Consider the following 24198-nt stretch of genomic DNA (forward strand, 5'->3'; position numbering starts at 1 on the left):
ACACGACGCACACGACGCACACGACGCACACGACGTACAGGAAAGAAGGGCGTCCTCCGATGACCACGGGCAGTTCGCGTACGAGCCGATCCGCGAGCGGTGGCGCCATCAGTACGTTCAAGGGGCAGGACCGGGCGCTGCGCGCCGACCGGCTGGGCACGGGAGGGCTGCTGCTCTCCGTGCTCGCCGCCACCGCCCCGCTGATGGTGGTCGCCGGGGTCATGCCCACCACCTTCGCGGTGATGGGCATCGTCGGACAGCCGCTCCTCTTCGTGCTGCTGGGCGTGGTGCTGATCCTGTTCAGCGTCGGATACGCCGAGATGAGCCGGCACGTGCACAACGCGGGCGCCTTCTACGCCTACATCTCCCGCGGACTCGGCGGCACCGCCGGCGCGAGCGCCGCCCTGGTCGCGCTGGTCGCCTACAACGCCCTCCAGGTCGGCATCTACGGCATCTTCGGATTCGAGGTCTCCGGGCTCCTGGCCACCTACGCCGACCTGGAGGTCGCCTGGTGGATACCGGCCCTGCTGGCCGTGCTCGCCGTCGGCACGCTGGGCTGGCTGAAGATCGACGTCAACGCCCGCGTACTGGGCGTTCTACTGCTCATCGAGGTCGTACTGGTCGTCGTCTTCGACATCGCCGCCGTCGCCGATCCGGGGGCGCAGGGGCTGTCGCTGCACGCCTTCAACCCCGACACTTTGACCGGAGCGGGTGTCGGGACCGCGCTGTGCTTCTGCATCGCGGCCTTCCTCGGCTTCGAGCAGGCGCCCGTCTACGCCGAGGAGACCAGCCGGCCGCACGTGCTCGTGCCGCGTGTCATGTTCCTCGCGGTGGGCGGGGTCGCCGTCTTCTTCGCGCTCAGCAGTTGGGCGCTGACCGTCGCCACCGGACCCGACAGGATCGTCGGTACCGCGCAGGAGCAGAGCGCCGGGCTCCTGTTCTTCCTCACCGAGGACCGGCTCGGCGGCACCTTCACCGACGTCCTGCACATGCTGTTCGTGACCGGCATGTTCGCCGCCCTGCTCAGCTTCCACAACGTCGTCGCCCGGTACGCCTTCGCCATGGGGCGGGAGGGGCTGCTGCCCGCCGCCTTCGGGCGGACCAGCGGCTCCAGCGGCGCCCCGGGCACCGGCTCGCTGCTCCAGACCGGCGTGTCCGCGGTCGTGGTCATCGGCTTCGCGATCGCCGACGACAAGCCGAACGGCGATCCCACCCAGCCCGTGCTGCACCTGTTCACCTGGGGCGGCAACATCGGCGCCCTCGGCGTGATCGTGCTGATGGCCGCCGCCTCGTTCTCCGTCGTCGCCTTCTTCGTGCGGCGGGGCGCCGCCGGCGCCCAGGGCGTGCGGCTGGCCACCTCCACCGTCGCGGGTGTCGCCCTGCTGGTGATCGCCGGTTACACGGTCAAGGACTTCGACGTCCTCGTCGGCGCCGGACCCGACTCCTCCCTGAGCTGGGTGCTGCCCGGCATCATCGGCCTCGCCGCGGTCGGCGGCCTGGTGCAGGGCCTGGTGCTGCGTTCCCGGGCCCCCGAGCGGCACGCCCGTATCGGCCAGGGCAACGAGGCGTTCCAGTTGGACAAGGCGGCGTCCTCCTGACCCGCGTGGGAACGCCGAGGGCATGAGCGGGTCCGGGGCGGCGAGCCACGAAGGCGCCTCCCCGGGCCCCACCTCCGTACCGCCGTCTTGGACGCGAACGCCGACCGGCGCGTGCCGGGGCGCACGGACGAGGACGGGGACGGGGACAAGGACAAGGACGGGGACAAGGACGGGGACGGGAACGCCGGACCGTGACGGTGGGACGGCGGTGGCCGGGCCGCGCCACGGGCAGTGCGTGGAGCACCGCGGGCTCCCGTCGTCCGGCCCCGCGCCCGCCGGGGCAGGGGCGGGCGAGTGGCTCAGGAGGCGCAGTCCGCGCCGAAGTCCAGCAGCACCTTGCAGGACCGGCTCCGGTCCGCGGCCAGCTCGAAGGCCGCCTCCGCGTCGCGGACCGGCACCACCGTGCTGACCAGGGCGTCGAACGCGGGCTCGGCCGCGAGCAGTTCCAGCGCCTCGTCGAACTCTCCGTCGAAGCGGAACGCCCCGCGCAGCTCGATCTCCCGGCTCACCACGAGGTTCCCGGCGAAGGGGCTCTGCCCCGGCGGCAGCATGCCGAGCTGTACGACGACGCCGCCGCGCCGGACCAGCCGCAGGCAGGTGTCCAGCCCCGCCGCCACCCCGGAGGCCTCGATCGCCGTGTCCACCTCCGCCGGCCACCCGGTGGCGTCCGGGTCGTCGGCCCGCACGAGGGTGTCGGCGCCGGCGGCCCGCGCGTACTCCAGGGCCGCGGGCAGCAGGTCCGTCACCGTCACGTGCGCCGCGCCCGCCGCCTTCGCCGCCGCGACCACCAGACAGCCGATCGGCCCGGCACCGGTGACCAGCAGGTGCCGGCCGGTCAGCTCCCCGGCCCGGCGTACGGCGTGCAGGGCGACGGACAGGGGCTCCGCGAGGGCGGCCCGGCGCGGGTCGAGGCCGGCGGGCAGGGGACGCAGTTGCCCCGTGGGGACGACGATCCGCGCCGCGAAGCCGCCCTGGACGTGCGGGAAACGGGCCGCGCTGCCCAGGTAGCGGGTGTCCCGGCAGACGTTCCGCCGCCCGTCCGCACACTCCGGGCAGACCCCGCACGGGGTGGCCGGGTGCACGGCCACGGCCGTACCGGCGGCCGGGTGCGACGCGTCGGTGTGCGTATCCGTGTCCGTGTCGGGCTCCGGGGTGCCGTACGCCACGACCGTCCCGACCACCTCGTGCCCGAGCAGCATCGGCTCCCGCAACCGGAAGTCGCCGACGCCGCCGTGCCGCCAGTAGTGCAGGTCGGAGCCGCATACGCCGCCGTAACCAACGGCGACCAGCGCCTGACCGGGGCCCGGGCGCGGTACCGGCAGTTCCTCGACGCGCAGATCACCGGCGCCGTGGATCACACAGCCGAGCATCGAAACCGCCTGCCCCGGGTGAGCGTGGCCGGCGGGGTGAGAAGGGTGAGAGGGGCGAGGGGTGAGCGCGGGGTTCACAGCACGCTCGTCATGCCGCCGTCGACGTACAGGATCTGTCCGCCGACGAAGTCCGCGGCGGGCGAGGCGAGGAACAGCAGCCCGCCCACCAGGTCCTCCGTACGGCCCCAGCGGCCGGCGGGCGTGCGCCGTCGCACCCAGCCGCTGAACTCCTCGTCCTCGACGAGCGGCCGGGTCAGCTCGGTCTCGATGTAACCGGGACCGAGACCGTTGACCTGGACGCCGTACGGGCCCCAGTCCGCGCACATGCCCTTGGTGAGCATCTTCAACGCGCCCTTGGTGGCCGCGTAGGGCGCGATGCCCGGGCGGACCACCTCGCTCTGCAGCGAGCAGATGTTGACGATCTTGCCGTGGCCGCGTTCCGTCATCCGGCGCGCGGCCTCCCGCCCCACCAGGAAGGCGCTGGTGAGATTGGTGTCCAGGATGCGGTGCCAGTCGGCGTCGGCGAACTCCAGCAGGGGCGCCCGGAGTTGCATGCCCGCGTTGTTGACCAGGATGTCGAGCGGGCCCACCCGCTCCTCGGCCTCCGCGATGCCGGCCGCCACGGACGGACCGTCGGTCACGTCGAACACGGCCGTGTGGACGTCGCCGGGGAGGTCCGCGGCGGCCTTGGTGAGGCGGTCGGCGTCGCGTCCGTTGAGGACCACTCGGCAACCGGCCTCCGCGAGGCCCCGGGCGAGGGCCAGCCCGATGCCCCGGCTGGAGCCGGTCACCAGGGCCGTGCGCCCGCCGATGTCGAAGAGAGGGTGAGCCGTCATCGTCGTACTCCTGTTTCTGACTGACCGGTGGGTCGTGCGGTCATCCGCGTCGTGCGGCTGTACGACCAGCTAGAGGAGCGGGACCAGAGCTCCCGCGACCACCGAGATGATCGTCTCCATGACGGACCAGGCCTTGATGGTCCGGCCGACGTTCAGGCCGAAGTACTCCTTCACCAGCCAGATGCCGTGAGCAGGACGATGACGGCGATGCCCAGGAGCACGGCGATGCCCAGCCGGACATGACCGGCCTGGGGGGTTACTGGGCCGGCTCGGGAAGGTCCGTCAGGGCGTTGACCGCCCGTTCGGCGATCTCCTCCGGGCTGCCGGCGACGTCCACCGCGACCCCCGCCTCGTCCGGCTCCAGGGGCTGGAGCGCGGCGAACTGGGAGTCGAGCAGGGCCGTCGGCATGAAGTGCCCCTGCCGGTGCGACATCCGGTCCTCGATCAGCTCGCGGCTGCCGGTGAGATGCACGAAGACGACCCCGGGAGCGGCGGCCCGCAGCCGGTCGCGGTACGACCGCTTCAGCGCCGAGCTGCTCACCACTCCGCCGAGCCCCGCCCGCCCGTGCGCCCAGCCGCCGATGGCGTCCAGCCAGGGCCAGCGGTCGTCGTCGGTGAGCGGGGTCCCGGCCGTCATCTTGGCGATGTTGGCCGGCGGGTGGAAGTCGTCGCCCTCGGCGTAGGGAACGCCGAGCCGGGCCGCGAGCAGGGGGCCGATGGTGGTCTTCCCGGTGCCCGCTACGCCCATGACCACGACGACATGGGGGGTGTGCAGTTGCTGCATCGCACTCTCGCTGTCTGCTGTCTTCGTCGACACGTGATGTCGACGTAACTGAAACCTATTAGGTACGACGAATTCAAGAGCCTGTGACACATAAGTCTGACTTTTTGTTCTCGTGACGCGCCCCGTACGCTGAGTGCATGAGCACACCGGGCCGGGGGCTGCACGGCCGCGTACTGGACACCCTCGGCCCCGCGATCACAGCGGGCGAGTACCCCGCGGGCAGCGTTCTGCGCACGGACGAACTGGCACAGCGTTTCGAGGTGTCGCGTTCCGTGATGCGGGAGGCGGTCCGGGTGCTGGAGTCCATGCACCTGGTCGAGTCGCGCCGCCGCGTCGGCGTCACCGTCCTGCCCGAGTGCGAGTGGAACGTCTACGACCCGCAGGTCATCCGCTGGCGCCTGGCCGGCACCGAACGCCCCCGGCAGCTCCGCTCCCTGACCGTGCTGCGGTCGGCGGTGGAACCGGTGGCGGCGGGGCTGGCGGCCCGCCTGGCCACGCCCGAGCAGTGCGCCGAGCTGACCGAGTGCGCGCTCGGCATGGTCACCAACTCACGCGGTCACCGGCTCGAGGAGTACCTCTTCCACGACGTGGCCTTCCACCGCGTCATCCTGACCGCCTCCGGCAACGAGATGTTCGCCCGCCTCGGTGGCGTCGTCGCCGAGGTCCTGGCCGGCCGCACCCATCACGACGTGATGTTCGAGGACCCCGACCCGGCCGCCGTCACCCTGCACGTCCAGGTCGCCGAGGCGGTGCGGGCGCGGGACGCCGAACGCGCCGAGCGGCTGACCCGGGAGATCACGGTGGGGGCGCTGCACGAGCTGGACATCCTGGCGCCGTAGCGGGCCGGGCTCCGGGCGGGCGGGAGAACGGACGGAGAACGGGCGGGAGAACGGACGGGCGCTACGCCGGGAACTCCCCGTCGACGTACACCCATGCCCCGTCGACGCGCTCGAAGCGGCTCCGCTCGTGCAGCGAGCCGCCGCGGTAGGAGGCGCGGAAAGTGACCGTTCCTGTGCTGTGGAAGGCGGAACCGTCGGCCGTGTCCAGGATCTCCAGTCCGGTCCAGCGCATCCCCGGGTCCAGGTCCAGGCGGGCGGGCCGGGTCCTGGGATGCCAGGTCTTCTGCAGGTACCCCGCGTCGCCCTTCACGAATGCGCTGTAACGGGAGCGCATCAGCGCCTCGGCGGTCGGCGCGGACGCCGTCCCCATGTGCAACCGGCCGCAGCACTTCTCGTACGCCTCGGGCAGCCCGCAGGGGCAGGTACGCGTGGTCATGGCGGCCATTGTGCCTGGTCGTGGCAACGCTGTGAAAAAAGGAGGACCCCTGCTGAGCAGGGGTCCTCTCTGGTGTCCGAGGGGGGACTTGAACCCCCACGCCCGATAAAGGGCACTAGCACCTCAAGCTAGCGCGTCTGCCATTCCGCCACCCGGACAAGGTGTCTGTCGTGCGGGGCGTTGCCCGCGGCGACGACGTAAACATTACCAGGCTTTCCGGGGTGGCCGATCACCCCCTCCTTGGGCGCGGCCGCCCCGAGGAGGAGGATGAGGGAGACCCACCGGCAGTGACACCAGCAGAGACACCAAGCGGAGACACCAGCAGTGACATCAGCAGTGACAGCGGGAGGAACCACGTGAGCGACTCGGGCACGGCCAGGAGCGTCACCGGCGAGGACGAGGTCGTCGACCTCTGCCGCGAGCTGATCCGGATCGACACCAGCAACTACGGCGACCACTCGGGTCCGGGTGAGCGCAAGGCGGCCGAGTACGTCGCCGAGAAGCTCGCCGAGGTCGGACTCGAACCGCAGATCTTCGAGTCCCACCCCGGACGTGCCTCCACGGTGGCCCGGATCGAGGGCGAGGACCCGTCCCGGCCCGCGCTGCTCATCCACGGCCACACCGACGTGGTCCCGGCCAACGCGGACGACTGGACCCACCACCCCTTCGCCGGCGAGATCGCGGACGGGTGCGTGTGGGGGCGCGGCGCCGTCGACATGAAGGACATGGACGCGATGACCCTGGCGGTCGTCCGGGACCGGCTGCGCAGCGGGCGCAAGCCGCCGAGGGACATCGTGCTGGCGTTCCTCGCGGACGAGGAGGCCGGCGGGACGTACGGCGCCAAGCACCTGGTGCGCAAGCACCCCGAGCTGTTCGAGGGCGTCAGCGAGGCGATCGGCGAGGTCGGCGGGTTCTCGTTCACGGTCAACGAGAAGCTGCGGCTCTACCTCGTCGAGACGGCCGAGAAGGGCATGCACTGGATGCGGCTCACCGTCGACGGCACGGCCGGGCACGGTTCGATGACCAACGACGACAACGCGATCACGGAGCTGTGCGAGGCCGTGGCGCGGCTCGGCCGGCACAAGTGGCCGGTGCGGGTCACCAAGACCGTACGGGCCTTCCTGGACGAGCTGTCCGACGCGCTCGGCACCGAACTCGACCCCGAGAACATGGAGGAGACCCTCGCCAAGCTCGGCGGCATCGCCCGGATGATCGGCACGACCCTGCGCAACTCGGCGGCGCCCACCATGCTCGGCGCCGGCTACAAGGTCAACGTCATCCCCGGCCAGGCCACCGCGCACGTCGACGGACGCTTCCTGCCCGGTTACGAGGAGGAGTTCCTCGCCGACCTGGACCGCATCCTCGGCCCGCGCGTGCGGCGTGAGGACGTGCACGCCGACAAGGCGCTGGAGACCGACTTCGACGGTCGGCTCGTCGACGCCATGCAGACCGCGCTGCGCGCCGAGGACCCGATCGCGCGGGCGGTGCCGTACATGCTCTCCGGCGGCACCGACGCCAAGTCCTTCGACGACCTCGGCATCCGCTGTTTCGGCTTCGCGCCGCTCAAGCTGCCGCCGGAGCTGGACTTCGCGGGCATGTTCCACGGGGTGGACGAGCGGGTGCCGGTGGAGGGGCTGCAGTTCGGCGTACGGGTGCTCGACCGCTTCATCGACGCATCCTGATCGTCCCGAAGAAACGCGACTTCCGCACGTGTCGGTATTCGGTCGCGCGTGCGGGAGCCGACCGGGAAGGGTGAATACACTCATAAGCTCGTAGCCTCATTAGTTCCTCCTCGTTACAGGTGATGCGATCAGCAATCTGGGATCGCGTTTGCCAACTAGGAGGAATAATGCTCAAGAAGGTCGTCGCCGCCGCGGCTGCCACCGGTGGTCTGGTTCTCGCGGGTGCGGGCATGGCCGTCGCCGACTCCGGTGCCCAGGGTGCCGCCGTGCACTCGCCCGGCGTCCTTTCCGGCAACGTCGTCCAGGTGCCCGTTCACGTCCCGGTGAACGTCTGCGGCAACACGGTCTCCGTGATCGGTCTGCTGAACCCCGCCTTCGGCAACGTCTGCATCAACAAGTGACGTTGTCCCTCGCCCCGTGAGGGCCTGAGTCCGCCGGCCCCGGAGTGCGTGCCATGCGCTCCGGGGCCGACGGCCTTTCGTTCTCTCGAGGGCGTGGGAACCACGGAAACTTCGGAATTCTCGGCATCTCGGTGCTACGGGGCTTCTCGTATCCCGGGACTAGGGCAAGGCAGGGATCCAGGAAATGCGACAGGGCACCCGCAAGGGTCTGATGACGATGGCGGCGGCGACCGGCGTGCTCGCCGCCGCGGGCGGTGCCGCCCACGCCGACTCGGGGGCGCACGGCTCGAGTTCGGGTTCACCCGGCGTGCTTTCCGGCAACACGGTGCAGGCGCCGGTGCACGTGCCGGTGAACGTCTGCGGCAACACGGTCGACGTCGTCGGCGTCCTCAACCCCGCGATGGGCAACTCGTGCGCCAACAACGACGGCGGTGCGTCCGGGGGATACGGCGACTCCGGCCAGGACGGCTCGCACGGGGGCTCGCACGCAGACGGGCACGCCACCGACTCGCCCGGCGTCGCCTCCGGCAACCACGTCGAGGCGCCGGTCCATGTGCCGGTGAACGTCTGCGGCAACAGCGTCAACGTCGTCGGCGCTCTCAACCCGACCACCGGCAACGACTGCGCCAACGGCGGTGGCGGGGATCACTCGACCCCGCCCGACGGTGGTCACGAGACGCCGCCCGAGGAGCCGGGCGACCCCGGAGACCCGGGTGACCCGGGGGAGCCCGGCACTCCGGGTAACCCGCCGGACTCGGGTGACGAGACGCCGGAGGGTTCCTCGCACGTCAGCCGGCCGGACACGCAGACCGTCGCCCAGCCGCAGGGTGACGCGCGGCTCGCCGAGACCGGCAGCGACCTGCCCCTGGGGCTCGCCCTGCCGGTGGGAGCGGGCGCGCTGCTCGCGGGGACGGTGCTCTACCGCAAGGCGCGTGCCTCGGCGTGACGCCGCTCGGGCCGGGTGACCGGAACGCACAGCGGGCCCCGCATCGGCGGGGCCCGCTCCGTCTCCGTCACCCGCGCGCGGTCGAGCAAGGTCACCGGCTCACCAGGTGGCGCGTACCTGGCGGATGATCCGCCGCCGCAGCCGCACCTTGCGGCTGCCGTCGCGCAGCAGGCTCAGGCGGTACAACTCCCAGTGTCCGTACTCGGCGTGGTCCGTCAGCAGACGTGTCGTCTCCTTGCGGGAAACCCCGCGCGGTAGGTACACGTCGACAAATTCGTATTCCGGCATCGCATCTATTGTGCGGGCTGGGGCCCGGTACGGATAGCGTCTGCACTATGTCTGATGCTGCGCAGCCCACCGCTGCCGAGGTACGCGCCGCCGCCGAGGCGGTCAAGACCGCGCTCGACCGCCACCTGGCCGCGGTCGAACGCCGGTCGGGGGAGGACGACCCGGCCGTCTACGACGCGTTCAACCAGTTGGCCGCGGCCGCGGAGGCGTACGACGAACTGCTCTACGACCGCTACGACGAGGTCACCCCGTTCGAGATCCCCGACGCTGACGACACGCTGCCGCCGTACACGGGCCCGGAGGAGCCCAGCGCGCTGAGCGTCCTGATCCGCCGTGACTACGCCGTGGCCGAGCCGCAGCGGCTGATGGCCCAGGCCCGCCGGGTCGAGGCGGCGGACGACCAGGGGGCGGCTGCGGCGGCCTCCGGCACGGTCCACGGGGCGCTCGGCCTCCTGTTCGGAGAGTTCGAGGCGGACGAGATCGCGTCCCGGCACAAGGAGTTCGGCCTGGAGGAGGGCGACTCCACGCTCTGGGTCACGGCCGCGGACGAGGCCGCCGACCCCGGCGAGTGGCTGGAGGCCCCGTTCGAACAGGTCGATCCGCAACGGGTGGTCTGCCGCTTCGACGTCAGCGCGGTGTTCGACGACGGGTTCGACGACGGCCTCGACGACGAAGAGGACGACGTCGTCGACGATGCCGACGACGAGGTCGGCGGCGGTGGCGTGAGGGCGCTGGAGGAGGACCTCGACCCGGGTCTGGACGAGGACCTGGCCACGGACGAGGACACGGACGAGGACCTGGATCCGCACGGGGACGGGGATGGGGACGGCGACCTGGACGAGGACGGTGAGCCGGCCCGACTGGAGGCTGATCGCTGAGCGGCCCGTCGCTCACCGGCGGATCGCTCACCGGCGGGTGACGCGGTGGGCCGGCCGGCCGGCACGACGTGGCGGTCACGGGGATCGCCCCGGTGACCGCCACCGTCGCGTTCGCCGGCGGGACGGCCGGGCGAACGCGACGGGATGGGGCCCGGCGGGGGATCAGCCGGCCACCGGTACCTGCGGCGCGAGCAGCACCGGCAGCCGGGTCGTGCGCGGCTTCGCCGGAACCTCGGCCACGGCACGGGGCAGCGCCTGCTCCACGCCGTGCACCACGGACAGATGGCGGGCGGCCCGGCCGAACGCCGTGTAGACCCAGGGGCGGCTGAGGGCCTGCGCGGCATCGCCGGGCAGGACCACGACCACCGCCGGCCACCGGCCGCCCACCGCCTGGTGCGCGGTCAGCGCCCAGCCGTGCCGTACGGACTGCTCCACCCGCTCCTTCGGTACGACGACGGTCTCGCCCGCGCACGACAGGTGCAGCCCGTCGGCGTCCGCCGTCACCACCCGGCCCGGCACCGTACGGCCCGGCACGGGTGAGTAGGCGACACGGTCGCCGGGGTCGAAGCCGCCGAAGCGGCCGGGACCGGGATTCAGCCGCTCCTTCAGCGCGGCGTTGAGCGCCCGGGTGCCCGCGGCGCCGCCGTGGCCCGGTGTGATCACCTGGGTGTCCTCGGCGGGGACGCCGATCGCGCGCGGCACCGAGTCCGCGACGAGCTGGACGGTGCGGTGCACGGCCTCGCCCGCGTCCCGCACCGGCACGATCACGACCTCCTTGCCGGGGGTCTGCACCTGGCCCAGCTCGCCGATGCCGATGCCGGAGACGAGTTCGCCGATCGGCCCCGGGTCCGGACGCCGCGAGGCGATCCGGGGGCAGGCACGCGCCGCCAGCAGGTCAGTGAAGATCCGCCCGGGTCCCACGGACCACAGCACCGCCGGGTCCCCGGCCAGCACCAGCCGTGCCCCGTCCGGCAGCGACTCCACCAGCAGGGCGCCCGCCTCGACGTCCAGTTGCGGGGCGTCGAGCACGACGAGGAGATCGAGGTCCAGCGCTCCGTCCGCGTCCCGGCCCGGCCCCTCGGTCCCGGCCAGCAGCCCGGCCACGGTGACGACGGCGGGACCGGCCGGGACGGAAACGGCCGGGGTGGCGGGGCCCGCGGGCTGTGGCACGGACGACGGGGCGCCCAGCAGGGTGGCGAAGCGGTCGCGGCCGAGCGGGCCGTGTGCGGCGGCCCAGGCACGCAGGCCCAGGGCGTGTGCGGCGTGCAGCAGCGCCGCCGGTTCGGCCAGCGAGGCCTCGCCGCCGGTGTGCAGCACCAGCCCGTGGTCCGCGACGGCGCGGATCAGGTCCGCGGCGGCATCCTGCGCGGAGGCGGCGGCCTGCTCCCAGTCCGCCGCGGAACCGCCCTGCTTCGGCGCCGAGTTGACCAGCCGGGCCAAACCGTCGGCGAGGCTCTCCTCGGCGAGCGCGTACCGCTCCAGACCGACCAGGACCCGGACCGGACGCTCCTCGCCCTCGTCCGCTCCCTCCGCGTCGCCCGTCGCGCCGTCCGGGCGGACGCCGGTCTCCTCCAGGGCGTCCTGGAAGGCCAGTGCCTCGCCCTCCGCGAGTGTGCTCTGCACGGCGGCGTCGGGGTCCGGTACGCCCCGCTGAGCCAGCGTGGCCGTGAGCCGGGGAAGCTCCAGGGCCGTGTGCCCGGCCAGGGCCGCCTGCTCCAGCAGCCACACCGTGATCGCACGGCCGCGGCGCTCGTCGTCCGGGCCGCACGCAGCGCCGAGCAGCGCCCGGGCGAACCCGTCGGCCTGCTCCGGCCGTACTCCGCCGACCCGGAGCAGCTGCCAGGGGTCCGCGCGCAGCGCCTCCTCGGCCCCCTCACCGAGGAACGCGGCGGTCCGCGGTGCGAGCGTGTCGGGGGCGCCGCCCTCGGCCAGCACGCGCCGCACGGCCTGGACGAGCTCCGGCGCGGGGCCAGTGGGTCCGGCGGGCCCGGGGGCCGCCTCGGCCGGCACGGGCTGAGGCCGTCGTACCGGCTCAGGCGCGGGACGGCGCGGGGCGGGCTCGGGGTCGCCGAAGACGGTGGCCGCCGGCTTCTCGCCGCTCTCCACGGCCCGCACGGCGGCGAGCAGGTCGGCCGCCGTACCGCTCAGCTTGCCCCCGGCGTCGATCGGCGCCTCCTTCTCGGCCTTCCGCCGCTCGATCCGCTCCCGCACAAGCCGCTGCGCGGCCAGCTCGGCCTCGGCCTCGGAGACCTGAGCCGCCGCGTCGTCACCGCCCGCACTCTCGCCATCCGGCTGCCCGGCGGGCTGCTCGTCGCCCCTGCCGACGCTCTCCCGGTCACGCGTCCGAGCGTCGGCTGCCCCGACGACCGGCTCCCCGGCCGCTTCGTCTTCGGCCGCTTCGTCTTCGGGCGCTTCGTCTCCGGCCGTTTCGTCTCCGGTCGCTTCGGCCGGACCGGCGGCGCCCCCGCCCTCGTCTGCCGGCCGGCCGGCCTCCCCGGCAGCGGCCTCGACGCCGGGAGCCCGGCCGCCGGCCGGTTCCGCGCCCCCGCCCCCGGCGGCTTCCGGCTCGGCCCCGGCGGCGCCCCGCCCGGCCCCTTTCGTGGTGCCCGGGGTCTCCGGCCCGGCGTCCACGGTGCCCGCGGTGTCCTCAGCGGCGGGCTCGGGCTCCGTGCTCACAGCGTGCTCCAGTCGTGATCGGGATAGCGGTGCACGGGCGCCGACACGTCGTCGAGCGCCCGGCAGATCTCGTCAGGAAGACTAAGGGTCTCCACTGACAACGCCGCCGTGAGCTGCTGCGCGTTGCGCGCGCCGACGATCGGCGCGACCACACCGGGCCGGTCCCGGACCCAGGCCAGGGCCACCTGGAGCGGCGTCACCGCCAGCCCGTCCGCCGCCGTCGCGAGCGCGTCCACGATGTGGCCGGCCGTGTCGTCGAGGTAGGGCGCGACGAAGGGGGCCAGGTGCTCCGAGGCGCCCCGCGAGTCCGACGGCGTCGCGTCCTTGCGGTACTTGCCGGTCAGCACCCCGCGACCCAGCGGGGAAGAGGGCAGCAGGCCGATGCCCAGGTCCAGGGCGGCCGGCAGCACCTCGCGCTCGATGCCCCGCTGGAGCAGCGAGTACTCCATCTGCGTGCTCGCCAGCCGGTTCCGTACGCCCGGCGCGGCGAGCTGCCAGGTCGCCGCCTTGGCCAACTGCCAGCCGCAGAAGTTGGAGACCCCCGCGTACCGGGCACGACCGCTGCTCACCGCCACGTCGAGGGCGTGCAGCGTCTCCTCCAGCGGCGTGTGCGCGTCGAAGGCGTGCAGGTGCCACACGTCGACGTGGTCGGTCCCTAGACGGGCCAGCGAGCCGTCCAGCGCGGAGAGCAGATGGGCGCGTGAACCGTCGAAGCGGCGGTCGGGATCCGGCACGCTGCCGGCCTTCGTCGAGATCACCAATTCCCGGCGCGGGACCAAGCCCTCCATCAGCCGCCCGAGCAGATACTCGGACTCCCCGTCGCCGTACACGTCCGCCGTGTCGACGAGGGTGCCGCCCGCTTCCCAGAAGGTTTTCAGGAGATCCGCGGCGTCATGCTCGTCGGTGTCCCGGCCCCAGGTCAGGGTGCCGAGACCGATGCGGGACACGCGCAGGCCCGTGCGGCCGAGATGCCTCTGCTCCATGAACGCCGACATTACTGGCCACGGCTTGCGCTGTGGGGGCCTGTGGACAACCGAATCTCCACGCTAAGGTCGGGGCACAAGAGACGTTACTGATCGGTAAGGGGAATCGGCCATGCAGCTCGGGATCAACCTCGGCTACTGGGGTGCCGGAATGGACGCGGACAACCTGGCCGTCGCCCAGGAGGCCGACCGGCTCGGCTACGCCGTCTGCTGGGCCGCCGAGGCCTACGGCTCCGACGCGGCCACCGTGCTCACCTGGGTCGCCGCCCAGACCGAGCGCATCGACGTGGGCTCGGCCATCTTCCAGATCCCGGCCCGCCAGCCCGCGATGACCGCGATGACGGCCGCCACCCTGGACTCCCTCTCACAGGGCCGCTTCCGTCTCGGCCTCGGCGTCTCGGGCCCGCAGGTCTCCGAGGGCTGGTACGGCGTCAAGTTCGACAAGCCGCTGGCCCGCACCCGCGAGTACGTCGAGATCGTGCGCAAGGCGATGACGCGGGAGCGGCTGTCGTACGAGGGACAGCACTGGACGCTGCCGCTGCCCGGCGGCCCCGGCAAGCCGATCAAGCTGACCGTGCACCCGCAGCGCGAGCACATCCCGCTCTACATCGCCGCGATCGGCCCGAAGAACCTCGAGCAGACCGGCGAGATCGCCGACGGCGCCCTGCTGATCTTCCCCTCCGCCGACCATCTGGAGGACACCGCGATCCGGCACCTGCGTGCCGGGCGCGAGAAGGCCGGGAAGACGCTCGACGGCTTCGACGTCTGCCCGACCCTGCCGCTCGCCCTCGGCGACGACAAGGACGTCGCCGCGCTCGCCGACACCTTCCGCCCCTACACCGCGCTCTACGTCGGCGGCATGGGCAGCTTCAAGCAGAACTTCTACAACCAGCTCGCCGGGCGTATGGGATACGAGCGGGAGGCAGCCGAGATCCAGGAGAAGTACCTCTCGGGGGACAAGCAGGGCGCCGCCGCGGCCGTACCGCACGAGCTGATCGACCAGACGACGCTGCTCGGTTCCGTCGACCGCATCGCGGACCGGATGAAGGCCTACGCCGCCGCCGGTGTCACCACGCTGACCCTCGCCCCCGCGGGCTTCACCCTCGACGAGCGGATCGCCGCTCTCCGCGCCGGCACCAAGGCCCTGGAGCGCGCCGGGCTGGCGTAGGTCCGTCGTAGTTTCTGCGGCCGTGGTGGGGGCTCGGGGGTCTTCCCCGCCACGGCCGTCACGGGGAACAACGCGCCCACGCGCGTGTGGTTACGCCTCCTCGTGTTCCCGGCCGTCCTTCTTTTGGCCGATTTGCCCGCCGCACCTGTTGCCGCACCCCACCTCCCGCACTTGACTCGGTCTCTGCGGAGTCTGCGGAACCTGCGCAACGCAGAGGCAGAGAGGTGCCACCGATGCTTTCGGCCAAGAGTCTGTTCGAGGAGATCCTCGACAACGACGAGTCGTTCCGTCTCTTCTGCTCCATCGCGGCCAACGGCGAGTCGCAGGGCGGCTGGGAGAACGCGCGCATCGCGGCGCTGGTCCCGCAGAGCGAGCGAGCCCTCGCCCCGAAGATCACCCGGCACGGCGCGGACGAGGACAAGCACGGACGGATCTTCAACGCCCTGCTGAAGAAGCGCGGTCTCGAACCCGTCGAAGTGCCTGCCGAGACCGACTACACCATGCTCCTGGAACGGCGCGGCATCGGCCTCGCCCACGAGAAGCTCAAGGCCGACCAGCCCCTGAACGAGCGGGACATCATCACCTACCTCGCGCACAGCAGGGTCACCGAGCAGCGCGCGGCCGAGCAGATGGCGATGCTCCTCAAGTACTTCGGGGACCACCCGGACCTGGGCCGGGCCGTTCGGATGATCTCGGCCGACGAGGACAACCACCTCGCCTACTCCCACGAGGAACTGCTGCGCTTCGCCGCCGCCGGACACGGCCGGTACATCCAGCGGACGCTGCGCGAGTGCGCGCTCGCCGAGATCCGCGTCCACCGGGACGTGAGCCTCGGCGTGATGGCACGCATGGGGCGCCTCCTCGGCTGGCCGCGCCCCAAGGCGGCGCTGCTCGCGGCGGGCATCCGCGCGATGTACGTCTACGAGCGGCTGGCGGGCTGGCGCCGCATGGTGACCCTGCGGACGCCGCGGCGGCGCGACGCGCTCGGCGGACCCGCCGCCGCGGCTCCCGAGATCGCCTGACGGCCGCGGCGGGCCGCGCAGCACCCCCGCGAGATCGCCCAAGGGGCCCGAAGCCCCTGCGGCTACAGCCAGCCCCGGCGCTTGAACAGGCGGAACAACAGCACCTCCAGTGCGGCCATCAGCGCGATCACCGCCGGGTAGCCCCACTCCCAGTGCAGTTCCGGCATGTGGTCGAAGTTCATCCCGTAGACGCCCGCGACCATCGTGGGCACCGCCGCCATGGCCGCCCACGCGGAGATCTTGCGCATGTCGTCGTTCTGGCGGACGCTCGTCTGCGCCAGGTGTGCCGACAGGATGTCCGAGACCAGCCGGTCCAGGCCCTCCACCGACTCGTTCACGCGCGTGAGGTGGTCGCTCACGTCCCGGAAGAACGGCCGCGCCCGGTCGTTCACGAACGGGACCCCGGCGCCGAACGCCCCGGTCCCGGCCAGCCGGGCCAGCGGCGGTGCCAGCGGACCGGTCGCCCGGCGGAACTCCAGGACCTGCCGCTTGAAGGTGTAGATACGGGACGCGGTGTGCCGGGAGCGCCCGCCGTCCGGTGAGAAGACCTCGGCCTCCAGCTCCTCCAGGTCGTTCTGCAGTTCGACCGCGACGTCCAGGTAGTGGTCGACGGCGGCGTCCGCGATCGCGTACAGCACCGCGGTGGGGCCCTTGCCGAGCAGTTCGGGCTCGTGTTCCAGGCGCTGCCGTACGGCCTTCAGCGGGGAGCCCTCGCCGTGCCGGACGACGACCACGAACGCGTCGCCCAGGAAGATCATGAGCTCACCCGTGGAGACGGCGTCGCTCTCCGGCTCGTACACCACCGGCTTGAGGACGGCGAAGAGCGAGTCCTCGTACACCTCCAGCTTCGGCCGCTGGTGGGCTTTGAGGGCGTCCTCCACGGCCAGCGGGTGCAGCCCGAACTCCTGGGTGACCAGCTCGAACTCCTCCTCCGTCGGTTCGTGCAGGCCGATCCAGACGAAGCCGCCCGCGGTCCGCGCCTCGCCGAGCGCGTCGGAGAAGTCGTCGGGTCCGTCCGTGCGGCGCCCGTCCCGGTAGATGGCACAGTCGACGATCACCTGACGCCTTCTCCCTTCGTCCCGGCGCCCGAACGCCGTGCTGTATGCCTACCCTGTGCGCATGCCCACGCTGATCCTGGTCAGGCACGGACGTTCCACCGCCAACACCGAGGGGCTGCTCGCCGGCTGGACGCCCGGCGTCGCCCTCGACGAACGCGGGGCCGCACAGGCCGCCGCGCTGCCCGGGCGCCTCGCCGGCCTGCCGCTGGCCGAGGTCGTCACCAGCCCGCTGCAGCGCTGCCAGGAGACGATCCGGCCACTGCTCGACGCCCTGCCCGGCCTGCGGGCGCACACCGACGAACGGATCGGGGAGTGCCACTACGGAGACTGGTCTGGCCGCAAGCTCGCCGAACTCAAGGACGAGCCCCTGATGGAGGTCGTGCAGGCGCACCCCTCCGCCGCGGCCTTCCCCGGCGGCGAGTCGATGCGCGCGATGCAGACCCGCGCCGCCGAGGCGGTGCGCGAGTGGAACGCGCGCGTGGAGCGCGACCACGGCGCCGACGCCGTCTACCTCATGTGCTCCCACGGCGACATCATCAAGTCCCTCGTCGCGGATGCACTCGGCCTGCACCTCGACCTCTTCCAGCGGATCTCCGTCGAGCCCTGTTCCGTCACCGCGATCCGCTACACCCGGCTGCGCCCGTTCCTCGTCCGCCTCGGCGACACCGGTGACTTCGCCTCCCTCGCCCCGCACGAGGAGCCTCCGGGCGACCAGGCACCCGTCGGTGGTGGTGCGGGCGCACCGTGATCGTCGGCCGCAGTAGGGTGAAGCGGTCGCAGCAGCGCCCCCGACTTCCCGCTTTCCCCGCTTTCCCCGACTTCCATGGAGACAGGACGTGTCCCGTCAGGTGTTCCTCTACGACCAACCGGAACGTTTCGTGGCCGGTACGGTCGGACTGCCCGGGCGCCGTACGTTCTTCCTCCAGGCCACCGCCGGCTCCCGGGTGACCAGCGTGGCCCTGGAGAAGACCCAGGTCGCCGCCCTCGCCGAGCGCATGGACGAACTCCTCGACGAGGTCGTACGGCGCAGCGGCGGCAGCACCGTCGTCCCCGCCATGGCTCCCACCGAGCCCGCCGACACCGCGCCGCTGGCCACCCCCGTCGAGGAGGAGTTCAGGGTCGGCACCATGGCGCTGGCCTGGGACGGCGAGGACCAGCGCATGATCGTCGAGGCGCAGGCCCTCGTGGAGCTGGACGCCGAGTCCGAGGAGGACCTGGCGGAGGCCGAGGAACGGCTCCTCCAGGACGAGGAGAACGGCCCCCCGATGCTGCGGGTCCGCCTCACCGGCGCGCAGGCCAGGGCCTTCGCCAAGCGCGCCCTCGACGTCGTCAACGCCGGGCGGCCGCCGTGCCCGCTGTGCAGCCTCCCGCTCGACCCGGAAGGACACGTATGTCCGCGCCAGAACGGATACCGCCGCGGAGCGTGACCACCGACGCGGCGGCCGCCGAGTTGCTCGCCCAGGGTGAACTGACCGTGCGCGGACGCATCCGTGACGCCTCCAACGCGGCCCTGTACTGCACGGTGACGCACGAGGGACGCGAGGCGGCCTGCATCTACAAGCCGGTCGCCGGGGAGCGGCCCCTGTGGGACTTCCCCGACGGCGACCTCGCCCGGCGCGAGGTCGCCGCCTACGAGGTCTCCGAGGCGACCGGCTGGGGCCTCGTGCCGCCCACGGTGCTGCGCGACGGGCCCTACGGCGAGGGCATGTGCCAGTTGTGGATCGAGGCGGTGCCGGAGACGGAGCTGCTCGCCCTGGTGGAGGACGAGGAGCCCGGCCCCGGCTGGAAGGCGATCGCCTTCGCCGAGGTCGGCGAGGGCCGCACCGCGCTGCTCGTGCACGCCGACGACGAGCGGCTGCGCCGGCTCGCCGTCCTGGACGCGGTGATCAACAACGCCGACCGCAAGGGCGGCCACCTGTTGCCGGCGGACGGGGAACGGCTGTACGGCATCGACCACGGCGTGACCTTCCACGCCGAGAACAAGCTGCGCACCCTGCTGTGGGGGTGGGCGGGCGATCCGCTCACCGGGGAGGCCCTGGCGGTGCTCGACGCCCTCAGGGAGGCGCTGAAGGAGGGCGGGGCCCTGGCGGTCCGGCTCGGCGCGCTCATCACCCCCGCCGAACTCGACGCCACGCGCGCGCGGGTCGACGCCCTGCTGGCCTCCGGCGCACACCCCGAACCGAGCGGCGAGTGGCCGGCCATCCCCTGGCCGCCGGTGTAGGCACCGGGCAGCCCCCGCCCGCACAACGGCCGGCCGGGCGCAAGAGCGCCTTACCGGCCATCCACCCGGTCCGGTTCGTGTACGGAACACCCGTCCGGTTACGCTCATGACATGCATGCCTGGCCCGCTTCCGAGGTCCCCGCCCTGCCTGGTCAGGGTCGCGACCTGAGGATCCACGACACCGCGACCGGCGGCCTGGTCACCCTCGCCCCCGGTCCCGTCGCCCGTATCTACGTCTGCGGCATCACGCCGTACGACGCCACCCACATGGGGCACGCGGCGACCTACAACGCGTTCGACCTCGTGCAGCGCGTGTGGCTCGACACCAAGCGGCAGGTTCACTACGTCCAGAACGTCACGGACGTCGACGACCCGCTGCTGGAGCGGGCCGGCCGGGACGGCGTCGACTGGACCGCCCTCGCCGAGAAGGAGACCGCCCTCTTCCGCGAGGACATGACGGCGCTGCGGATGCTGCCGCCGCGGCAGTACATAGGCGCCGTCGAGGCCATACCCGGGATCGTCCCGCTCGTCGAGCGGCTGCGGGACGTGGGCGCCGCCTACGAGCTCGAGGGGGACACCTACTTCTCGGTCGAGTCCGACCCGCACTTCGGGAGTGTCTCCCACCTGGACGCCGCCGCCATGCGGCTGCTCTCCGCGGAGCGGGGCGGCGACCCGGACCGGCCCGGCAAGAAGAACCCGCTCGACCCGATGCTGTGGATGGCGGCCCGGGAGGGCGAGCCGAGCTGGGACGGCGGCTCCCTCGGTCGCGGGCGCCCCGGCTGGCACATCGAGTGCGTGGCCATCGCCCTCGACCACCTCGGCATGGGCTTCGACGTCCAGGGCGGCGGCTCCGACCTCGCCTTCCCGCACCACGAGATGGGCGCCTCGCACGCCCAGGCGCTCACCGGCGAGTTCCCCATGGCCAAGGCGTACGTGCACGCCGGCATGGTCGGTCTCGACGGCGAGAAGATGTCCAAGTCCAAGGGCAACCTGGTCTTCGTCTCGCGGCTGCGCCGTGACGGTGTCGACCCGGCCGCCATCCGGCTCACGCTGCTCGCCCACCACTACCGCTCCGACTGGGAGTGGACCGACCAGGTGCTCCGGGACGCCCTCGCCCGGCTCGACCGCTGGCGCGCCGCCGTCTCCCGGCCCGACGGCCCGCCCGCCGAGGCCCTCGTCGAGGAGATCCGCGAGGCCCTCGCGAACGACCTGGACTCCCCGGCCGCCCTCGACGCGGTCGACCGCTGGGCCGCACTGCAGCAGGAGAGCGGCGGCACGGACATCGGCGCCCCCGGCGTCGTCTCCCGCGCGGTGGACGCGCTGCTGGGCGTGGCGCTGTGAGACAGGCCCCCTGAAGGAGCGCGCACACGGAGACAGGGGCACTTCCCGCCGGGAAGCGCCCCTGTCTCCGTGTCTCAGTCCTCCGACGACTCCTCGTCGTCCCCGCTCGTCTTCGGCGGCCTCGGCGGACGCGCACGGCCGCTGGGGTTGTCCCGCAGATACGGCGTCCCGGAGGCGCCGTCGCCACCGTCGGCCGTGGCGTGGCCACCCGGTCCACCCGGCCCGGAGCCGTCCCGGCGCCGCAGATACCGCTCGAACTCGCGGGCGATCGCCTCGCCCGACGCCTCCGGCAGCTCCGCGGTGTCCCGGGCCTCCTCCAGCGACTGGACGTACTCGGCGACCTCGGTGTCCTCGGCGGCCAGTTGGTCCACGCCCACCTGCCAGGCACGCGCGTCCTCGGGCAGCTCGCCCAGCGGGACCCGTACGTCGATCAGGTCCTCCAGCCGGTTCAGCAGGGCCAGCGTGGCCTTCGGGTTCGGCGGCTGCGACACGTAGTGCGGCACCGCGGCCCACAGCGACACGGCCGGCACGCCCGCGTGCGTGCACGCCTCCTGGAGGATGCCGACGATGCCCGTGGGGCCCTCGTACTTGGTCTCCTCCAGGTTCATGCGCCGGGCCAGGTCGGCGTCCGACGTGGTCCCGCTCACCGGGACCGGGCGGGTGTGCGGGGTGTCACCCAGCAGGGCGCCCAGGACGACCACCAGCTCGACCCCCAGCTCGTGGGCGAAGCCCAGCAACTCGTTGCAGAACGAACGCCAGCGCATGGACGGTTCGATGCCGCGGACGAGGACGAGGTCGCGCGGCTTGTCGCCGCCGACCCGGACCACCGACAGTCTCGTCGTCGGCCACGTGATCTTGCGGACGCCGGCTTCCAGGAACACCGTGGGACGGTTGACCTGGAAGTCGTAGTAGTCCTCGGCGTCCAGCGCCGCGAACACCTCGCCCTTCCACTCCCTGTCGAGATGCGCGACCGCGGTGGAGGCGGCGTCGCCGGCGTCGTTCCAGCCCTCGAACGCGGCCACCATGACCGGGTCGACCAGCTCGGGAACCCCCTCGAGCTCGATCACCCAGCGCCTCCTTCCGACGTGCCCTCGCGTACCCCCCAACCTTACGGCGTGCCGAGGGGCCGCCCGCAGCCCCCTTGCACGGGGGAGTGAACGATCACTGCCCCGTTCCCGGCGGCCGGACACACCGCCGCCACCTCCGGATCCCAGCCGCGTCAGAGAGTGGAGCGCAGCCACTGCTCCACGGACGCGATGTGCACCGTCGCCCAGGAGCGCGCCGCCTCCGCGTCCCGGTCGCGCAGTGCGCCGAGGATCGCGCGGTGCTCGTGCAGGGTGCGGCCGACCGCGCCCTCCTGGGTGAGCCCGCGCCAGACGCGGACCCGGGTGGTGGGCCCGGACAGGCCGTCGAGGAGGGAGCGGAGCACCGAGTTGCCCGAGGCCTCCGCGATGTCCCGGTGGAACTCCAGATCGCAGGCGACCAGTTCCTCGACCGAGGGTTCGCCGCCGAGGGCGTCCAGCCCGCCCTCCAGGGCGTCCAGTTCCCGGTCGGTGATCCGGGAGGCCGCCAGCGCGGTCGCGGCCGGCTCCAGGATGCGGCGCACGGCGAGGAACTCCAGCACCGTGTCGTCGCGGTGGAAGTCGACGACGAAGCCGATGGCCTCCAGCAGCAGTTGCGGATCCAGGCTGCTGACGTAGGTGCCGTCGCCCTGCCGCACGTCCAGGATCCGCATCAGTGACAGGGCGCGTACGGCCTCGCGCAGGGAGTTGCGGGACAGCCCGAGGCCGGCGGCGAGCTCGCTCTCCTTGGGCAGCCGGTCGCCGGGCCCCAGCGCCCCGGAGACGATCATGCCCTTGATCTTCTCGATCGCCTCGTCGGTGACCGCCACGGCCGACCTCCCTGTGCTTCCGGGATGCCGCTCAGACATCCGATGTCTCCGACATTATGGGGGGCGACTTCATGAGGCCGACGCAACCCGCCACGCGCGCGTGAGGCGGCGGCTCCGTCGGCGCGGAGCCGCCGCCTCAGGCAGCGGGGGGCGGGATCCTACTTCTTGTCGAGCAGGTCCTGGACCTTGGCGCGGACGTCGTCCGTGGCCAGACCGCGGATCGTCAGCGTCGTCCGGCGGCGCAGCACGTCGTCCTGCGTCTCGGCCCACTCGTGGTCCCGCGCCCACACGACCTGCGCCCAGATCTCCGGGGCGTCGGGGTGGACCCGCTCGGCCAGCTCAGGGCTCTCGTTCGCCATGCGGGCGATGTCGAAGGCCAGCGAGCCGTAGTGCGTGGCCAGGTGCCGGGCGGTGTCCGCCGCCATGCGCGGGCCGGGCGCCGGGCCGTCCACCAGCAGCCGGTGGGCGACCGCGCGCGGGTTGGCGACGCCGGGCAGCGGCAGCTTCTTCGGCAGCGAGGAGATCGGCTCGAAGTCGTCGCCGAGGGGGTGGCCCGGCAGCGCCTCCAGCTTCTTCATGACCGTACGGCCGATGTGGCGGAAGGTCGTCCACTTGCCGCCCGCGACGGACAGCATGCCGCCCCGGCCCTCGGTGACGACCGTCTCGCGCTTGGCCTTGGCGGTGTCGCCGGGACCGCCCGGCAGCACGCGCAGACCAGCGAAGGAGTACGTGATCAGGTCCCGGTCGAGCTGCTGGTCGCGGATGGAGAAGGCGGCCTCGTCGAGGATCTGGGCTGTGTCCTTCTCGTTGACCGCGACGTCCGCCGGGTCGCCCTCGAACTCCTCGTCCGTCGTGCCGAGCAGCAGCATGTCCTCCCAGGGGAGGGCGAAGGTGATCCGGTACTTGTCGATCGGGGTGGCCAGCGCGGCCTTCCAGGGCGCGGTGCGCTTGAGCACCAGGTGCGCGCCCTTGGAGAGGCGGATGGACGGGGCCGCGTCCGGGTCCTCCATCCGGCGCAGGTGGTCGACCCAGGGACCGGTGGCGTTGAGCACCAGGCGGGCGCTGACGCCGAACTCGTCGCCGGTCAGCCGGTCCTTCAGCTCGGCGCCGGTCACCCGGCCCTTGGTGAAGCGCAGGCCGGTCACCTCGGCGTGGTTGAGGACGACCGCGCCGGAATCGGCCGCCGCGCGGACCGTCATCAGCGCCATACGGGCGTCGTTCATCTGGTCGTCGCCGTACACGGCCACGGCCTTGAGGTTGTCGGTGCGCAGCTCCGGCACGTCCTGCGCGGCCTTGGCCGGGGAGAGCAGGTGCCCGACGCCGTCACCGAAGGCGGACAGCGCCGAGTACGCGAAGACACCGGCGCCCAGCTTCGCCGCGCCGTGCGGCCCGCCCTTGTACACGGGGAGGTAGAAGGTGAGCGGGTTCGCCAGGTGGGGGGCCACCTGGCGGGAGACCGCACGGCGCTCGAAGTGGTTCTCCGCCACCAGCTTCACCGCGCCGGTCTGCAGGTAGCGCAGTCCGCCGTGGAGGAGCTTGGAGGAGGCGGAGGAGGTGGCGCCGGCGAAGTCACCGGCGTCGACCACGGCCACCCTGAGGCCGGACTGCGCGGCGTGCCAGGCGGTGGAGATGCCCAGGATGCCGCCGCCGATCACGAGAAGGTCGTACGACGCCTTGGAGAGCTGCTCCCGGGTCTCGGCCCGGCTCGGGTTGGAGCCGGAGGCCGGGTGCGTCCCCAGGGCAGGCACGGACTGCAGGGTGGACTGAGTGGTCATTGCGG

At 72.6% G+C, this 24198-nt stretch carries 23 protein-coding genes, 1 tRNA gene and 1 pseudogene; 12 read left to right on the forward strand and 13 right to left on the reverse strand.

Going from position 1 to position 24198, the window contains the following annotated elements:
• Positions 1-59: 59 nt before the first annotated feature.
• Positions 60-1598 (forward strand): APC family permease, encoded by a 1539-nt coding sequence (locus B1H29_RS29105; protein WP_055416103.1) that lies wholly within the window; start codon positions 60-62, stop codon positions 1596-1598.
• A 299-nt stretch (positions 1599-1897) separates the two neighbouring features.
• Here B1H29_RS29105 and B1H29_RS29110 read toward each other — a convergent pair whose 3' ends face one another.
• The 4 genes and pseudogenes from B1H29_RS29110 to B1H29_RS29120 all read right to left on the reverse strand — a co-directional run bounded on the left by B1H29_RS29110 (position 1898) and on the right by B1H29_RS29120 (position 4588).
• Complete coding sequence (locus B1H29_RS29110) at positions 1898-2968, reverse strand: L-idonate 5-dehydrogenase (protein WP_055416102.1); 1071 nt, start codon at positions 2966-2968, stop codon at positions 1898-1900.
• Between the two features lie 74 nt (positions 2969-3042).
• Complete coding sequence (locus tag B1H29_RS29115) at positions 3043-3804, reverse strand: SDR family oxidoreductase (protein ID WP_055416101.1); 762 nt, start codon at positions 3802-3804, stop codon at positions 3043-3045.
• Positions 3805-3873: 69 nt separating this feature from the next.
• Positions 3874-3990 (reverse strand): annotated as a pseudogene (locus B1H29_RS37675) (hypothetical protein); the annotation flags it as partial.
• Between the two features lie 70 nt (positions 3991-4060).
• The gene (locus tag B1H29_RS29120) at positions 4061-4588 is read right to left on the reverse strand and encodes a gluconokinase (protein WP_079160523.1); all 528 of its coding nucleotides are present in this window, start codon (positions 4586-4588) and stop codon (positions 4061-4063) included.
• A gap of 137 nt (positions 4589-4725) precedes the next feature.
• Between B1H29_RS29120 and B1H29_RS29125 the strand changes: the two genes are divergently transcribed.
• On the forward strand, positions 4726-5427 hold the full coding sequence (locus tag B1H29_RS29125; protein WP_055416100.1) for a FadR/GntR family transcriptional regulator: 702 nt from the start codon (positions 4726-4728) through the stop codon (positions 5425-5427).
• Between the two features lie 61 nt (positions 5428-5488).
• Here B1H29_RS29125 and B1H29_RS29130 read toward each other — a convergent pair whose 3' ends face one another.
• Both B1H29_RS29130 and B1H29_RS29135 read right to left on the reverse strand, forming a co-directional pair.
• Complete coding sequence (locus tag B1H29_RS29130) at positions 5489-5863, reverse strand: YchJ family protein (protein ID WP_079160880.1); 375 nt, start codon at positions 5861-5863, stop codon at positions 5489-5491.
• A gap of 70 nt (positions 5864-5933) precedes the next feature.
• A tRNA-Leu gene (locus tag B1H29_RS29135) sits at positions 5934-6021 on the reverse strand.
• 198 nt (positions 6022-6219) lie between these two features.
• Between B1H29_RS29135 and B1H29_RS29140 the strand changes: the two genes are divergently transcribed.
• The 3 genes from B1H29_RS29140 to B1H29_RS29150 all read left to right on the forward strand — a co-directional run bounded on the left by B1H29_RS29140 (position 6220) and on the right by B1H29_RS29150 (position 8892).
• A complete protein-coding gene (locus tag B1H29_RS29140; protein ID WP_055416098.1) occupies positions 6220-7545 on the forward strand; it encodes a M20/M25/M40 family metallo-hydrolase in 1326 nt (441 codons plus the stop codon).
• Between the two features lie 167 nt (positions 7546-7712).
• A complete protein-coding gene (gene chpH, locus B1H29_RS29145) occupies positions 7713-7946 on the forward strand; it encodes a chaplin ChpH (RefSeq protein ID WP_055416097.1) in 234 nt (77 codons plus the stop codon).
• Between the two features lie 184 nt (positions 7947-8130).
• Entirely contained in the window at positions 8131-8892 is a 762-nt protein-coding gene (locus tag B1H29_RS29150; RefSeq protein WP_055416096.1) for a chaplin, read from the forward strand.
• A 99-nt stretch (positions 8893-8991) separates the two neighbouring features.
• Here B1H29_RS29150 and B1H29_RS29155 read toward each other — a convergent pair whose 3' ends face one another.
• Positions 8992-9180: a DUF5703 family protein gene (locus tag B1H29_RS29155; protein ID WP_055416095.1), complete on the reverse strand. Its 189-nt coding sequence runs from the start codon at positions 9178-9180 to the stop codon at positions 8992-8994.
• A gap of 47 nt (positions 9181-9227) precedes the next feature.
• On the opposite strand from B1H29_RS29155, the gene B1H29_RS29160 reads away from it, so the two are divergent.
• Positions 9228-10058, forward strand: a complete 831-nt coding sequence (locus tag B1H29_RS29160) for a hypothetical protein (protein WP_055416094.1) — start codon at positions 9228-9230, stop codon at positions 10056-10058.
• A gap of 162 nt (positions 10059-10220) precedes the next feature.
• On the opposite strand, the gene B1H29_RS29165 is transcribed toward B1H29_RS29160, so the two are convergent.
• Together B1H29_RS29165 and B1H29_RS29170 are read right to left on the reverse strand one after the other, a co-directional pair.
• Positions 10221-12734 carry a helix-hairpin-helix domain-containing protein gene (locus B1H29_RS29165; RefSeq protein WP_055416093.1) on the reverse strand — a complete coding sequence of 838 codons (2514 nt, stop codon included), beginning with the start codon at positions 12732-12734 and terminating at the stop codon, positions 10221-10223.
• Positions 12731-13717: an aldo/keto reductase gene (locus tag B1H29_RS29170; RefSeq protein ID WP_055417655.1), complete on the reverse strand. Its 987-nt coding sequence runs from the start codon at positions 13715-13717 to the stop codon at positions 12731-12733. Before B1H29_RS29170 ends, B1H29_RS29165 begins: the two co-directional genes overlap by 4 nt.
• Positions 13718-13829: 112 nt before the next feature.
• Here B1H29_RS29170 and B1H29_RS29175 point away from each other — a divergent pair, with 112 nt between their 5' ends.
• Together B1H29_RS29175 and B1H29_RS29180 are read left to right on the forward strand one after the other, a co-directional pair.
• A complete protein-coding gene (locus tag B1H29_RS29175; RefSeq protein ID WP_055416092.1) occupies positions 13830-14885 on the forward strand; it encodes an LLM class F420-dependent oxidoreductase in 1056 nt (351 codons plus the stop codon).
• Between the two features lie 233 nt (positions 14886-15118).
• The gene (locus tag B1H29_RS29180; RefSeq protein WP_055416091.1) at positions 15119-15907 is read left to right on the forward strand and encodes a hypothetical protein; all 789 of its coding nucleotides are present in this window, start codon (positions 15119-15121) and stop codon (positions 15905-15907) included.
• 62 nt (positions 15908-15969) lie between these two features.
• Here the strand turns inward: B1H29_RS29180 and corA are convergent, their stop codons facing one another.
• Entirely contained in the window at positions 15970-16965 is a 996-nt protein-coding gene (gene corA / locus B1H29_RS29185) for a magnesium/cobalt transporter CorA (RefSeq protein WP_055416090.1), read from the reverse strand.
• A 61-nt stretch (positions 16966-17026) separates the two neighbouring features.
• Here corA and B1H29_RS29190 point away from each other — a divergent pair, with 61 nt between their 5' ends.
• The 4 genes from B1H29_RS29190 (at position 17027) to mshC (ending at position 20527) form a co-directional block, all read left to right on the forward strand.
• Positions 17027-17713: a histidine phosphatase family protein gene (locus tag B1H29_RS29190; protein ID WP_055416089.1), complete on the forward strand. Its 687-nt coding sequence runs from the start codon at positions 17027-17029 to the stop codon at positions 17711-17713.
• 88 nt (positions 17714-17801) lie between these two features.
• Positions 17802-18392 (forward strand): DUF3090 domain-containing protein, encoded by a 591-nt coding sequence (locus B1H29_RS29195; RefSeq protein ID WP_055416088.1) that lies wholly within the window; start codon positions 17802-17804, stop codon positions 18390-18392.
• Complete coding sequence (locus B1H29_RS29200) at positions 18356-19186, forward strand: SCO1664 family protein (protein WP_055416087.1); 831 nt, start codon at positions 18356-18358, stop codon at positions 19184-19186. Before B1H29_RS29195 ends, B1H29_RS29200 begins: the two co-directional genes overlap by 37 nt.
• Before the next feature lie 111 nt (positions 19187-19297).
• Positions 19298-20527 carry a cysteine--1-D-myo-inosityl 2-amino-2-deoxy-alpha-D-glucopyranoside ligase gene (mshC, locus tag B1H29_RS29205; RefSeq protein ID WP_055416086.1) on the forward strand — a complete coding sequence of 410 codons (1230 nt, stop codon included), beginning with the start codon at positions 19298-19300 and terminating at the stop codon, positions 20525-20527.
• A 74-nt stretch (positions 20528-20601) separates the two neighbouring features.
• Here mshC and parJ read toward each other — a convergent pair whose 3' ends face one another.
• The 3 genes from parJ to B1H29_RS29220 form a co-directional block, all read right to left on the reverse strand.
• Positions 20602-21594 (reverse strand): filament polymerization regulator ParJ, encoded by a 993-nt coding sequence (gene parJ / locus B1H29_RS29210; RefSeq protein WP_055416085.1) that lies wholly within the window; start codon positions 21592-21594, stop codon positions 20602-20604.
• A gap of 152 nt (positions 21595-21746) precedes the next feature.
• On the reverse strand, positions 21747-22418 hold the full coding sequence (locus B1H29_RS29215; protein WP_055416084.1) for a FadR/GntR family transcriptional regulator: 672 nt from the start codon (positions 22416-22418) through the stop codon (positions 21747-21749).
• Positions 22419-22576: 158 nt separating this feature from the next.
• Complete coding sequence (locus tag B1H29_RS29220; protein ID WP_055416083.1) at positions 22577-24193, reverse strand: glycerol-3-phosphate dehydrogenase/oxidase; 1617 nt, start codon at positions 24191-24193, stop codon at positions 22577-22579.
• Positions 24194-24198: the final 5 nt, after the last annotated feature.

This window comes from Streptomyces pactum, assembly GCF_002005225.1.
Lineage (GTDB): Bacteria > Actinomycetota > Actinomycetes > Streptomycetales > Streptomycetaceae > Streptomyces > Streptomyces pactum_A.